The sequence below is a fragment of the Rhodopseudomonas sp. WA056 genome (assembly GCF_010906995.1).
GTDB lineage: Bacteria > Pseudomonadota > Alphaproteobacteria > Rhizobiales > Xanthobacteraceae > Rhodopseudomonas > Rhodopseudomonas palustris_G.
The window spans coordinates 14,142-27,522 of the sequence record NZ_QPFS01000065.1 but is presented as its reverse complement, the minus strand read 5'-3'; the positions used below and the strand labels follow the sequence as shown (position 1 = coordinate 27,522).

General features: G+C 65.2%; 13 protein-coding genes. 7 read left to right on the top strand and 6 right to left on the bottom strand.

What is annotated here, in order from left to right; all coding sequences use genetic code 11:
* The first annotated feature begins 72 nt into the window (after positions 1-72).
* Both DU475_RS14060 and DU475_RS24095 read left to right on the top strand, forming a co-directional pair.
* Complete coding sequence (locus DU475_RS14060; protein WP_164632469.1) at positions 73-741, top strand: DUF2865 domain-containing protein; 669 nt, start codon at positions 73-75, stop codon at positions 739-741.
* A gap of 154 nt (positions 742-895) precedes the next feature.
* Positions 896-1,057 carry a Thivi_2564 family membrane protein gene (locus DU475_RS24095; RefSeq protein ID WP_013504092.1) on the top strand — a complete coding sequence of 54 codons (162 nt, stop codon included), beginning with the start codon at positions 896-898 and terminating at the stop codon, positions 1,055-1,057.
* A 444-nt stretch (positions 1,058-1,501) separates the two neighbouring features.
* On the opposite strand, the gene DU475_RS14055 is transcribed toward DU475_RS24095, so the two are convergent.
* From DU475_RS14055 to cysP, 5 genes are all read right to left on the bottom strand, one after another.
* Positions 1,502-1,702: a CsbD family protein gene (locus tag DU475_RS14055; RefSeq protein ID WP_013504091.1), complete on the bottom strand. Its 201-nt coding sequence runs from the start codon at positions 1,700-1,702 to the stop codon at positions 1,502-1,504.
* 192 nt (positions 1,703-1,894) lie between these two features.
* A complete protein-coding gene (locus DU475_RS14050; RefSeq protein ID WP_164632468.1) occupies positions 1,895-4,069 on the bottom strand; it encodes a malate synthase G in 2,175 nt (724 codons plus the stop codon).
* A gap of 232 nt (positions 4,070-4,301) precedes the next feature.
* Positions 4,302-5,171 (bottom strand): sulfate ABC transporter permease subunit CysW, encoded by an 870-nt coding sequence (gene cysW, locus DU475_RS14045; protein WP_142883417.1) that lies wholly within the window; start codon positions 5,169-5,171, stop codon positions 4,302-4,304.
* Entirely contained in the window at positions 5,168-5,995 is an 828-nt protein-coding gene (cysT, locus tag DU475_RS14040) for a sulfate ABC transporter permease subunit CysT (protein ID WP_013504088.1), read from the bottom strand. Before cysT ends, cysW begins: the two co-directional genes overlap by 4 nt.
* A 343-nt stretch (positions 5,996-6,338) precedes the next feature.
* Complete coding sequence (gene cysP, locus DU475_RS14035) at positions 6,339-7,346, bottom strand: thiosulfate ABC transporter substrate-binding protein CysP (protein ID WP_047309894.1); 1,008 nt, start codon at positions 7,344-7,346, stop codon at positions 6,339-6,341.
* 311 nt (positions 7,347-7,657) lie between these two features.
* On the opposite strand from cysP, the gene cysG reads away from it, so the two are divergent.
* From cysG to DU475_RS14010, 5 genes are all read left to right on the top strand, one after another.
* The gene (cysG, locus tag DU475_RS14030) at positions 7,658-9,094 is read left to right on the top strand and encodes a siroheme synthase CysG (protein ID WP_164632467.1); all 1,437 of its coding nucleotides are present in this window, start codon (positions 7,658-7,660) and stop codon (positions 9,092-9,094) included.
* On the top strand, positions 9,091-9,405 hold the full coding sequence (locus tag DU475_RS14025) for a DUF2849 domain-containing protein (protein WP_013504085.1): 315 nt from the start codon (positions 9,091-9,093) through the stop codon (positions 9,403-9,405). The genes cysG and DU475_RS14025 overlap by 4 nt, the downstream gene beginning before the upstream one ends.
* A gap of 10 nt (positions 9,406-9,415) precedes the next feature.
* Positions 9,416-11,071, top strand: a complete 1,656-nt coding sequence (locus DU475_RS14020) for a nitrite/sulfite reductase (RefSeq protein ID WP_164632466.1) — start codon at positions 9,416-9,418, stop codon at positions 11,069-11,071.
* Entirely contained in the window at positions 11,058-11,567 is a 510-nt protein-coding gene (locus DU475_RS14015; protein ID WP_013504083.1) for a DUF934 domain-containing protein, read from the top strand. Before DU475_RS14020 ends, DU475_RS14015 begins: the two co-directional genes overlap by 14 nt.
* Positions 11,568-12,092: 525 nt before the next feature.
* Positions 12,093-13,028, top strand: a complete 936-nt coding sequence (locus tag DU475_RS14010) for a glutaminase (RefSeq protein ID WP_013504082.1) — start codon at positions 12,093-12,095, stop codon at positions 13,026-13,028.
* Between the two features lie 107 nt (positions 13,029-13,135).
* Here the strand turns inward: DU475_RS14010 and DU475_RS14005 are convergent, their stop codons facing one another.
* On the bottom strand, positions 13,136-13,318 hold the full coding sequence (locus DU475_RS14005) for a DUF2735 domain-containing protein (RefSeq protein ID WP_013504081.1): 183 nt from the start codon (positions 13,316-13,318) through the stop codon (positions 13,136-13,138).
* Between the last annotated feature and the right edge of the window lie 63 nt (positions 13,319-13,381).

Below are 13,381 nucleotides of genomic sequence, written 5' to 3'. Positions count from 1 at the left end.
CCGCCCGGCCCGGCAGGCCATGAACATTTCGATCTCGTCGATCGACTAAGCCGTAACAGTCGGGAAAACGTCATGAGCAAGCTCACCCCAGGCCGGATCTTGGCCTGTACTGCGGCGGTGGCGGCCGTCGTGATCGCCTCACCGGCGCAGGCCCAGGATTTCTTCCAGAGCCTGTTCGGGGGCTTCCATGCGCCGCGTGGCGCCTATCATCCTCGGATGCCCGCGCTGCCGTTCGCCGAAGACGGTTATGTTCGCGAGCGTGAGCGGGTGTCCCGCCCCAGCCAGCGCAGCTACTCTTCCGGCAGCGGGCAGGCGTTCTGCGTTCGTAGCTGTGACGGGCGCTACTTCCCGATTTCCGCGACCGGTGGCGCTGCCAAGAGCGAGACTTGCAGCAGCTTCTGTCCGGCGAGCGCGACGCAGGTTGTGTACGGATCGGCGATCGAAAATGCCCGTACGTCGGGAGGCAAGCCTTACTCCGAATTGCCGAACGCGTTCAAATATCGCACCGAGATCGTGGCGGGCTGTACCTGCAACGGCAAGGACCAGTTCGGTCTTGCCCAGATCGCGATCCAGGACGATCCGACCGTCCGCAGGGGTGACATCATCGCCGGCAAGGATGGTCTGATGGTTGCTGCCCGGAATGCGTCCGGCGGCGACGGCAAGGTCGCGCTCGCGCCGGCGTCCGGCGCCGATCACGTCCGCGCCGGCTATTCCAGGGTGCCGGTGCTGGCTCAGGAGTAACGCTTCGAACCCAATCGAAGGGTGCCGCACGAGAGCGATCTAAGCATTTCTCTTGAAGACTATTCGGCAATCAAGCTCCAGTTCCGAAGTTGGAACCGATCTGCATCTCGGCGATTGATCCAACGCGGCGTGACCGCGGGTTGGAGCTAGAAAGATGAGCCTTCTGATCGGAATTCTGATTACCTTTCTCGTCGTCATTTTGGTGTTGTATCTGATCAACATGCTGCCGCTCGACGGCCGCGCCAAGCAGATCGCACGTGTCGTCGTCATCATCATCGGCATCGTGTCACTGCTGAAGTATCTGGCAGTGTTCTGAGTCGGCTCCGGCCGGGTGGTCAGCCCGGCCGGAGCTGCCGTGCGGGCAGCCTGTCGAGCGATTTGTCGATCGAGGAGCGCTTCGTCGATCGAAGCCGGCTCGGCTGCTGCTCTCACTGCCGCAGTCCTGAGTCCGTCATAACAGCTTGGAGCGGTTCATCGTTTGATTGAAACGACCCGACCTTTCCGAAGGCACTGAGTCCTCATCCCGAGGAGCCCGGCGAAGCCGGGCGTCTCGAAGGATCGGGCAACGCATTCCCTGCGTCACATGGTTCGAGACGGCGCTACGCGCCTCCCCACCATGAGGTTGTGCGTGTGTGTGGCACGCGGTGCGGATCAGCTCTGATTCTATAAAGAGCAGAACTGCTCGAGGCTCTGTCGACGTCTGCAAACAAAAAGCCCCGGCGTGCTGTGCCGGGGCTCATCGTGTCGACCTGTGGGCCGATTACTTCAGGGTCGAGAACCAGTCGTCGACGTCCTTGCGGACCTGGTCCTTGGCGTAGCCGTATCGCTCCTGCAGCTTGCCTTCGAGCTGATCGCGGCGGCCTTCGATCACGTCGAGATCGTCGTCGGTGAGTTTGCCCCACTTCTCCTTGACGTTGCCCTTGAACTGCTTCCAGTTACCTTCAACGCGATTCCAGTCCATCCTGTCCTCCAGTGTTTGGATGCCGGTCAACGGGCAGCTCCGAGGATGGTTCCGGTCGGTGCAGCGGCAAGCCGTCACCCGGGGTTTGCACCACGCGCGCTTGAAATTGCTGGACAGTAATGAGCTACCAAAGCAAAAGACCTCCCCGTTGCGGGGAGGTCTCGTGATAACCGAAGTAACAGTGCCGCCGGCCTAGCGCAGCGTTTCCAGATGCGCCGCCTTCGCCTCGCGGCGGCGTTCGTGCAGGATGAACTCGGTGTAGCCGTTCGGCTGGGCGCGGCCCTTGAAGATCAGATCGCAGGCGGCTTCGAACGCGACGCCGTCGAAATCCGGCGCCATCGGCCGGTAGAGCGGATCGCCTTCGTTCTGCTTGTCGACCACCACCGCCATCCGCTTCAGCGAGTCCAGCACCTGCTCCTTGGTGACGACGCCGTGATGCAGCCAGTTGGCGAGGTGCTGGCTGGAGATGCGCAGCGTGGCGCGGTCTTCCATCAGGCCGACGTCGTGGATGTCCGGCACCTTGGAGCAGCCGACGCCCTGGTCGATCCAGCGCACCACGTAGCCGAGGATGCCCTGGCAGTTGTTGTCGATCTCCTGACGGACATCGTCCGGCGCCCAGTTCGAATTCGACACCGGGATGGTGAGGATGTCCTCGAGCTTGGCGCGCGGGCCGCCCTTGGCCAGCTCCTGCTGGCGCGCGATCACGTCGACCTGGTGATAGTGCAGGGCGTGCAGGGTCGCGGCGGTCGGCGACGGCACCCAGGCGGTGGTGGCGCCGGCCTGCGGATGGCCGATCTTCTGCGCCAGCATGTCGGCCATCTTGTCGGGCGCTGCCCACATGCCCTTGCCGATCTGGGCATGGCCGGGCAGGCCGTCGACCAGACCGGTGTCGACGTTCCAGTCCTCATAGGCCTTGATCCAGGGCTGCGCCTTCATCTCGTTCTTGCGGATCATCGGACCCGCTTCCATCGAGGTGTGGATCTCGTCGCCGGTGCGGTCCAGGAATCCCGTGTTGATGAAGCAGATCCGCTTGGACGCGTTCTGGATGCAGGCCTTGAGGTTCACCGTGGTGCGGCGCTCCTCGTCCATGATGCCGACCTTCAGCGTGTTCTCGGTCAGGCCGAGCATCTTTTCGACGCGGCCGAACAGTTCGACGGTGAGTGCGACTTCATCCGGGCCGTGCATCTTCGGCTTGACGATGTAGACCGAGCCGGTGCGGCTGTTGCGGGTGTTGCCGAGGTGCTTGAGATCGTGGATCGCGATCAGGCCCGACACCGCGGCGTCGAGGAAGCCTTCCGGGATCTCCTGACCTTCGCTGTCGAGCACCGCGTCGGTCCACATGTGGTGGCCGACGTTGCGCATCAGCAGCAGGCTGCGCCCGTGCAGCGTGATCTGCTTGCCGTCGGCGCCGGTGTAGCTGCGGTCGCCGTTGAGCGCGCGGGTAACGGTCTTGCCGCCCTTCTCGAAGCTTTCCGACAGCGTGCCGTCCATCAGCCCGAGGGTGTTGCGATAGATCAGCACCTTGTCGTCGGCGTCGACGGCGGCGACCGAGTCTTCCATGTCGAGAATGGTCGAGACGGCGGATTCGATGATCAGGTCGGCGACGCCGGCCGGATCGTCCTTGCCGATGGTGTTGGCGCGGTCGATCTTGATCTCGATGTGCAGGCCGTTGTTGACCAGCAGCACGGCGCTCGGCGAGGCCGCATCGCCGTTATAGCCGGCGAACTGCTCGGGCTTCTTCAGGCCGGCGGCATTGCCGCTCTTCAGCTTGGCCGAGAACTGGCCGGCGATCACGCTGTAGGCGGTGACGTCGCTGTGGCTGCCGGCGGCGAGCGGAGCGGCCTGGTCGAGGAACGCCTTGGCCTTGGCGATCACCTTGTCGCCGCGGGCCTTGTCGTAGCCCTTGGCCTGGGTGGCTTCCTGCGGGATCGCATCGGTGCCGTAGAACGCATCATACAGCGAGCCCCAGCGCGCATTGGCGGCGTTCAGCGCGTAGCGCGCATTCGACAGCGGCACCACGAGCTGCGGGCCGCACAGCTTGCCGATTTCCTCGTCGACATTGGCGGTCTCGACCGGGACGGTCGCCGGCTCCGGCAGCAGGTAGCCGATCTCCTTCAGGAACGCGGTGTAGGCCGCCATGTCCTGCTTCTTGCCCTTGTTGGCGAGATGCCAGGCGTCGATCTTGGCCTGAAGGTCGTCGCGGGTCTTCAGCAGCGCGCGGGTCTTCGGCGCCAGATCACGAACGATCGCAGCGAGCCCGGCCCAAAATACGTCGGGAGCGATGCCGGTTTTCGGCGCGGCTTCCTTGGCGATGAAGTCGAACAGCACAGGAGCGATTTTCAGTCCGTGGGCATCAATACGATTCATTTGATTATCCAGCCAGAAAAGGTCGAAACCGCCGTTGACGGGGTCCGGGGACAGCGCCGCCTCCCCAGCGGCGCCCACGGCCTTTTAGCGCCAAAGCCTCCGAAATTGGAAGGCCCAGGGGCCACCGTCGGCCGCCGCAGCGATTTCGAGCGACGGATATCGGCTCGGGAGACGAAAACGCGCAAATCAGACCCGGAGCGTTGGTTCCGATTCGATCAGGACCGCGGCGGCGCTAGGTCAGCGGCCGTTCGTCGCCGGACAGCCGTTCCAGGAGGAGTTTCAACAGGATGGTCACCAGGGCGACGGCCGTCAGGGTGGTGGCGGCGGCGAACGCGCCTGCGACATTGTAGTCCTGGTACAGAAGTTCGATCTGCAACGGCAGCGTGGTGGTCTGGCCGCGCACATTGCCGGACACCACCGACACCGCGCCGAATTCGCCGAGCACGCGGGCATTGCACAGGATCGCCCCGTACAGCACCGCCCACCGGATGTTGGGCAGCGTGACGCGCAGGAAGGTCGCAAAGCCCGACGCCCCCAGAGTTACCGCCGCCTCCTCTTCGTCGGTCCCCTGCACCTGCATCAGCGGGATCAGCTCCCGGGCGACGAACGGCGCGGTCACGAACATGCTGGCCAGCACGATGCCCGGCAGCGCGAACATCACCTTGATGCCGAGTTGCTCGAGCAGCGGGCCGAACAGCCCCTGCGAACCGTACACGAACAGATAAGCGACACCGGCGACGATCGGCGAGATCGAATAGGGCAGTTCGATCAGCGCGATCAGCAGCGTGCGCCCGGGAAACTCGAACTTGGTCACCGTCCAGGCGGCGGCGAGGCCGAACAGGATGTTGACCGGCACCGCGATCAGCGCGGTGATCGTGGTCAGCCACATCGCGTGCAGCGTGCCGGGGTCGCCGAGATTGCGCAGGAACACGCCGACGCCCTGGGCAAACGCCGAGGTCAGGATCACCGCCAGCGGCGCGACCAGGATGAACAGCGTCAGCACGGCCACGATGCCGAGGACGACGCAACGCGTCACCGGCCCGGCGCCGACGGGCGTCACCATCCAGTCCTTTTTCACGGGAGCGCTCGGTTTGGCCGTCATGTTCCGCTCTTGCCGAGATAGCGGAGCTGCCAGGCTTGCACCGCGTTGGTGATGATCAGCATCACGAAAGCCATCACCAGCATCGCCGAGGCGATCGCCGCTGCGGCGGGGTAGTCGTATTCTTCGAGCCGGATGAAGGCGAGCAGCGCCACGATCTCGGTCTTCATCGGCTGGTTTCCGGCGATGAAGATGACGGCGCCGAACTCGCCGAGGCTGCGCGCGAATGCCAGCGAGGCGCCGGCCAGCAGCGCTGGAAAGATCGACGGCAGGATGATCTTCGACAGGATCTGCAGATCGTTGGCGCCCAGCGAGCGGCTGGCCTCCTCGACGTCGCTGCCGAGATCCTCGATCACCGGCTGCACCGTACGCACCACGAACGGAATGCTGGTGAACGCCATCGCGATCGCGATTCCGAGCGGCGTGTAGACGATCTGCAGTCCGAGCGCATCGAGCGGCGCGCCGAACCAGCCGGATTTCGAGAACAGCGCCGTCAATGCGAGGCCTGCCACCGCGGTCGGTAGCGCGAACGGCACGTCGATCAGCGCATCCAGCAGGCGCTTGCCGGGAAACGTGTAGCGCGCCAGCACCCAGGCCAGCAGCGTGCCGTACAGCGCGTTGAACAGCGTGGCGACCAGCGCCATCGTCAGTGTCAGCCGGATCGCCGCGAGTGTCCGCGGCGAACTCAGAATAGCCCAAAGCTGAGCCGCGCCGATGTCTGACGCCTTCAGGATCAGCGCAGCCAGCGGCAGCAGCACGATCGCGCCGAGATACAGCAACGTGATGCCGAGGCTGAGGCCGAAACCGGGAATGACGCTGCGTCGCAAGGCGGTGATCCGAAGAGAGTGACGAGGGTGGGTGAGGGTTAGTCAATTGCAGATCAACGCCTCACCGCGTCATTGCGAGGAGCACCCGGATCGGCGCTTTGCGCCGTCCGAGCACAGGCTCCGCGACGAAGCAATCCAGCTTTGCGCAGTGGGATCTGGATTGCTGCGCTCCGCTTGCAATGACGAACAGATTTGGCGTTCGTCATTCCGGGATGCGCGCTGTCGCGCGCAGCCCCGGAATCTAGTGGTTGTAGCGAAGAGAGATTTCCGTGTTCGCGCCGCGCTCGCGCCCCGGAACGACGAACTTGTTGTCGGCGCCTGGAGGTACGCTCGGCCTGCCGCCTCATCGCCCCCCGAACAACTGATCCAGCTTCGCGCCCGAGGCCAAGTGCTCGGCGTTCAGCTTGTCCCAGCCCCCGAACTCGTCCTCGACCCGGTACAGCTTCACCTCCGGGAACTTGTCTTTGAATTTCTCGATCACGGCCTTGTCGTGCACCCGGTTATAGGCCTTGGCGAGGATCGTCTGCCCCTCGGGCGAATACAGATATTCGAGATAGGCGGTGGCCAGCGCTCGTGTGCCGTGCTTGTCGGCGTATTTGTCGACGACGGCGACCGGGAACTCAGCCAGCAGGCTGGTGGGAGGGACCACCACTTGATATTTGTCGGCGCCCGCCAGATCGCGGATCGCGCTGGTCTCTGCCTCGAAAGTGATCAGCACGTCGCCGGTCTGGCGTTCGACGAAGGTCGTCGTGGCGGCGCGGCCTCCAGTGTCGAACACCGGCACATTGGCGAACAGCTTCTTGATGAAGGCGTCGGCCTCGGCATCGCTGCCGTATTTGTGCCTGGCGAAAGCGTAGGCTGCCAGATAGGTGTAGCGGGCGTTACCCGACGTCTTGGGGTTCGGGAAGATCACTTTGACGTCCGGCTTCACCAGATCGTCCCAGTCCTTGATTCCCTTTGGGTTGCCGGCCCGCACCAGGAACGCGGGCAGCGAGTAGTACGGCGAGGAATTGTTCGGCAGCCGCTTCGCCCAATCCGCCGGGATCAGCTTGCCCTTGTCGTGCAGCACCTGGACGTCGGTGACCTGATTGAAGGTCACGACATCGGCCTCCAGTCCTTCCAGGATGGAACGCGCCTGCCGCGACGATCCGCCGTGCGACTGGTTGATGGTGATGTCCTGGCCGGTCTTCGCCTTCCAATGGGGGATGAATGCGGCGTTGATCTCCACATAGAGCTCGCGCGCGATGTCGTAGGAGACGTTGAGCAGCGTCGTCGATGTTTGCGCCTGCGCCGGGGCCGCCGTCAGCAGCGCTGCGAAGCCGGCGAACAATGAGAGAGCGAAACGGTTCACGAGATCTCCTCGACTGACAATGGCCGGTTCTGCGATCGGCGTAGCACCGCCGCTACCTGCGTGATGATGGTCGTCAGATAGGCGATCGAAGGAGGTGTGGGAAGCCGTCCCACCGGCGCCTGGCGCGCTGCCAGATCGTTGCGGCGGCCAGGCTTTCCGCGCTCGGGGAACGGTCGTCTACCTATTGAACGTTTTGAGGAACGAAATTCTACGTCGTCCACGAGCGGCGCAAAGGAATGGTTTTCTTCTCGGGCGGCTTGTAACGTTTCCATGCAGAAAATAATTCTGGGTTCGTTCAAAGCGGAGTCGGCATGCGGTTTCTTCCGGTGTTTCTCGATCTTGCGACGGGCCCCGTGGTGCTTGTGGGCGCCGGCGAGATGGCGCGTGCCAAGCTGAGGCTGTTGCTCGGCGCCGGTGCTTCGGTCCGCTGGTACGTCACCGATGGCGACCGCGATCTGGCCGGTCTGACCGAGGCCGAGCGCGCCCGCATCAGTTTTCCGGAAGGTGATCCGCTGCGCGCCGATCTCACCGGCGCGATCGCGCTTTTGTGTGCGGGGGCGGGCGAGGTCGCCGCGCCGCTGGCCGCGAAGGCGCGCGCCCTCGGGGTGCCGGTCAACGTCATGGACGAGCTGTCGCATTCCACCTTCATCTTTCCGGCAATCGTCGATCGCGGCGACGTGGTGGTGGCGATCGGCACCGGCGGGTCTTCGCCGGTGGTAGCGCGCCGCCTCCGCGAACTGATCGAGACAGTGGTGCCGGCGCGGATCGGCGAACTGGCCGCGCTGATCGGCCGCTGGCGCACGCCGATCAAGGCACGGATTCCTGAATTCCCGCTGCGCCGCCGGTTCTGGGAGCGCGTCGTCGACGGCCCGATCGGCCGCGCGGTGCTCGACGGGCGGCTGGCGGATGCCGAGACCGAACTGAAGAAGATCGATGATGCCACCGACTACGCACGGCACTCGCTCGGCCGCCGCGCCGATGGTCATGTCAGCATCGTCGGCGCTGGTCCCGGTGATCCTGATCTGCTGACGCTGAAGGCGCTGCGGGCGCTGTCGGATGCCGACGTGGTGTTCTACGACGAGCTGGTTTCGCCCGACATCCTCGACCGCATCCGCCGCGACGCCAAGCGCGTGCCGGTCGGCCGCCGTGTCGGCCAGCCGGGCATCGGTCAGGACGCGATCAACAAGCTGCTGATCGAAGCGGCTCGGTCCGGCCAGCGCGCCGTGCGGCTGAAGGGCGGCGATCCGTTCGTGTTCGGCCGCGGCGGTGAAGAGGTCGAAGCGTTGCGTGAGGCCGGCGTGTCTTACGTGGTGGTGCCGGGCATCAGCGCTGCGCTCGGTGCGGCCTCGCAGTTCGAGGTGCCGCTGACCTATCGCCACGAGGCGCTGCGCATCACCTTTCTCACTGCCCATAAGGCCAAGGATGCCGAAACCGTCGACTGGTCGGCTCTGACCGATCAGAAGATGACCGTCGTGGTCTATATGGGCATGAGCGCGGCGCCGACGATCCGCGAAGGGCTGCTCGCTGCCGGCCGCGCCGCCGATACGCCGGTCGGTGTATTCGCGCGGGTGACGCGGCCGGACGCTGCATCGGCTGTCGGAAGGCTCGACGACCTGCCGGCGCTGGTCGAGCAGGTCGACGGCGGACCGGCACTGCTGGTGATCGGCGACGTCGTCGCGCATTCGGCGGCGTGGCGCCAGCAACAACTCCTGCAACTCGTCTCGACCTATCAGATGGCCGCCGAATGACGTCCCCGCTGCAACAGAAGATCAAGATCACCGGCCCTTCGGTGATCACCGCGAACCGCACCATTGATGGCGTGGTGATCTACCGGACCGCGCAGAGCGGCTGGTCGACCGATCTGGCCGACGCCGCCATCGTGCGCGAGGCTGAGCCGGCGCGCGCGCTGCTCGCCGCCGCGACCGCCGACGATGTCGGCGCGGTCGGTGCCTACATCGCGCCGGTCGAAATCGCCGCGGATGGCGCAATCCGCCCCGGAAACCTGCGCGAAAAAATCCGGCGCAACGGCGTCACTATCGCGCTGCCGGTCCAGGCTTGAGGACTGCTCCATGTATGCTTACGACGAGATCGACCGCGCCATCGTCCACGAACGCGTCGACGAGTTCCGCGATCAGGTGCGCCGACGCCTGTCTGGCGAACTCACCGAGGACGAGTTCAAGCCGTTACGCTTGATGAACGGCGTGTATCTGCAGCTCCACGCCTACATGTTCCGCGTGGCGATTCCCTACGGCACGCTGTCGTCGGACCAGCTTCGCAAGCTGGCGCATGTGGCGCGGACCTACGACCGCGGCTATGGCCATTTCACCACCCGGCAGAACATCCAGTTCAATTGGATCGCGCTGAAGGATCTGCCCGACGCGCTCGCCGACCTCGCCGAGGTCGGCATCCATGCGATGCAGACCTCGGGCAATTGCACCCGCAACGTTACCGCCGATCAGTGGGCCGGCGTCGCGCCGGGCGAGATCGAGGATCCGCGGGTCTGGGCCGAAATCCTGCGCCAGCACACCGCGCTGCATCCGGAGTTCTCGTTCCTGCCGCGCAAGTTCAAGTTCGCCATCACCGCGTCCGATCACGACCGTGCGGCGATCAAGATCCACGACATCGGCCTGAAGCTGGTCAGAAACGACGCCGGCGACACCGGCTTCGAAGTGCTGGTCGGCGGCGGACTGGGTCGCAGCCCGTTCATCGGCCGCACCATCAAGCCGTTCGTCGCCGGGCGCGACATCCTCAGCTATATCGAGGCGATCCTGCGCGTCTACAATCAGTACGGACGTCGCGACAACATCTACAAGGCCCGGATCAAGATCCTGGTGCACGAGCTCGGCATCGAGAAGTTCGCCGCCGAGGTCGAGCTGGCGTGGAGCGAGATCGCCGACGGTCCGCTGACGCTCGACGACGAGATGATCGAGGACATCCGCTCGCGCTTCATCTATCCGGCCTATGAAGAGCTGCCGGCCGAGCCGGACGAGCTTCGCGCGGCGGCCGGCGATGCGCGGTTCGAAGCGTGGCGGGCCAATTCGGTCGCGCCGCATCGCCAGGACGGTTACGCCATCGTCACGCTGTCGCTGAAGCCCGCGGGCGGCGCGCCGGGCGATGCCACCGCCGAGCAGATGGATGCGGTCGCCGACCTTGCCGACAAATATTCGTTCGGCGAGATCCGGGTCGGCCACGAACAGAACCTGGTGCTGCCGCATGTCGCCAGACGCGATTTGCCGGCGCTGTGGGCGGCGCTCGACGGGCTCGGCCTCGCCACCCCGAACGTCGGTCTGGTCAGCGACATCATCGCCTGCCCGGGGCTCGATTACTGCTCGCTGGCGAATGCCCGGTCGATCCCGATCGCCCAGGAGCTGTCGCGGCGCTTCGCCAATCCCGACACCGCGGCTCTGATCGGGCGGCTACACATCAACATCTCCGGCTGCATCAACGCCTGCGGCCATCACCACGTCGGCCACATCGGGATTCTCGGCGTCGAGAAGAACGGCGAGGAGTTCTATCAGATCACCATCGGCGGCCGCGCCGACGAGGGCGCCGAACTCGGCGTGCTGATCGGCCCCGCGGTGCCATACGGCGACGTCGCCGACGTGATCGAGGACATCGTCGAGGCGTATCTCAGCCTGCGGCAGCGGCCGGACGAGTTGTTCGTCGACGCGGTCAAGCGGCTCGGCGTCGAACCCTTCAAGGAGCGGGTCTATGCCACTCGTTAAGAACGGTCAGATCGTGGCCGACGAATTCGCCGCGGTGGCCGACGACGCTGAGTTGCCGGCCGCCGGCTCTGTGCTGATCTCGGCTGCGCGCTTTCTGGCCGATCCGGACTCCTTGGCGGCGCGCAACAGCCCGCTCGGGGTGATCTGGCCGAACAACCGCGACGTCGCCGAGCTGAAGCCCTGGCTCGACCGGCTGGCGCTGATCGCGCTGGTGTTCCCGACCTACAAGGACGGCCGCGCCCACAGCCAGGCGCGGCGGCTGCGCGAAATCTACGGCTATCGCGGTGAGCTGCGCGCCACCGGTCAGGTGCTGCGCGACCAGTTCACCTTCCTGGTCCGCAACGGCTTCGACGCGCTCGACGTGAGGAAAGAGGCCGACGCGCAAGCCTTCGGCGAGGCGACGCATCGCTACACCGAATTCTATCAGCCGACCGGCGACGGTCACCGTAGCGCGCTGCAGCTCCGCCGGCAGCGGCATCTGACGTCGGCGAGTTAGTAACCCCGGAAACGGGCGTGGCCTAACCTCTCGCCGCGCGCGGGGAGAAGTCGGCCCGGCGGAGCGGAGCGAAGCCGGGTCGGGTGAGGGGCGCCTCCACGAGCCAGAGCGTCAGATTAGAGCGGTTCATCGTTTGATTGAAACGATCCGACCTTTCCGAAGGCACTGAGTCCTCATCCAGAGGAGCCCAGCGAAGCCGGGCGTCTCGAAGGATGGGGCAACGCATTCCCTGCGTCACATGGTTCGAGACGGCGCTACGCGCCTCCTCACCATGAGGTTGTGCGTGTGGCAGGCGGTGCGGATCAGCCCTGATTCTATGAAAGACAGAACTGCTCTAGCCTGGCTGGACTGGGTAACATCGATGGCGGGCACTCGGCTTCGGCGCGACGCCCCCTCATCCCACCCTTCTCCCCGCGCGCGGGGAGAAGGGGCCGGCTTTGCTCGCGGCGATGTCCCTGCCTACACGCAATCCTGCTTCCTCTTTGGCCTTGCGTTCCCGTCGGGCTTGTCCTTCTCTCCGCCGCTATGAGCAATAACCTTCTCGACCGCGCCGTTGCCGAAATCGCCGACGAGATGGCGCAGCGGGCGGACCGCGGCGAGGTGGCGAGCTACATCCCCGAGCTGGCGCGGGTCGACCCGAAGCGCTTCGGGCTGGTGGTGATCGACGCCGATGGTCACGTTGCCGCCGCCGGTGATGCCGACGTGCCGTTCTCGATTCAGAGCATCTCGAAGGTGTTCACGCTGACACTGGCGCTCGGCAAGGCCGGCGATCGGCTGTGGCGGCGCGTCGGCCGTGAGCCGTCGGGCTCGGCGTTCAATTCGATCGTGCAGCTCGAACACGAGCGCGGCATTCCGCGCAATCCGTTCATCAACGCCGGCGCCATCGCGGTCACCGATCTGATCCTGTCCGGACACCAGCCGCGCGAGGCGCTCGGCGAAATTCTGCGCTTCATGCAGTTCCTCGCCGGGGATACGTCGATCGTGATCGACGATGCGGTCGCGAAGTCCGAGCAGCGCACCGGGTTTCGCAATGCCGCGCTCGCCAACTACATGAAGTCGTTCGGGGTGCTGGACAATCCGGTCGAATACACGCTCGGGGTCTATTTCCATCACTGCGCGATCGCGATGAGTTGCCGGCAATTGGCGATGGCCGGGCGTTTTCTGGCGTACAACGGCCAGAACCCCTCGACCGGCCACAATGTGGTGTCGAGCGAGCGCGCCCGGCGCATCAACGCGCTGATGCTGACCTGCGGCCATTATGACGGTTCGGGCGAATTCGCCTACCGGGTCGGCCTGCCGGGCAAGAGCGGCGTCGGCGGCGGCATCCTTGCGGTTGCGCCGGGCAAAGCCTCGATCGCGGTGTGGGCGCCGGGGCTTGATGCCGCTGGGAACTCCCATCTCGGCCGCGTCGCGCTGGAGGCGCTGACCAAGCGCATGGGCTGGTCGATCTTCGGCGTCTGACGATCAACCGAACGCACCCGGCACCAACAAAAAGGGCCGAACGCGTGCGCCGGCCCTTCGTCAGTCGGTCTGATGATCGCGGCGGAGGGGCCGCGCAAGCTGCAGTGTCATGGCCGTTTGGTGGACTGCTCTTCGAGCATTGCGATCTCGTGATACCAGCTCGAACAGGTCAGGATATTGGCGGGATTCGATGCCGCTTCGCTGCTCGGCAGCGAGGTGCGGTTGGCGCCATCCCGGCCGCCGACCGGGAACTGGTAGATCTTGGCGGAGGTCTGGTTCAGGCTGCTCACGCGATCTCTCCTTTGTCTCCTTCGGGTCGATGAAGCGGCTCGACGAGCGGTCCGGCCGCGCGT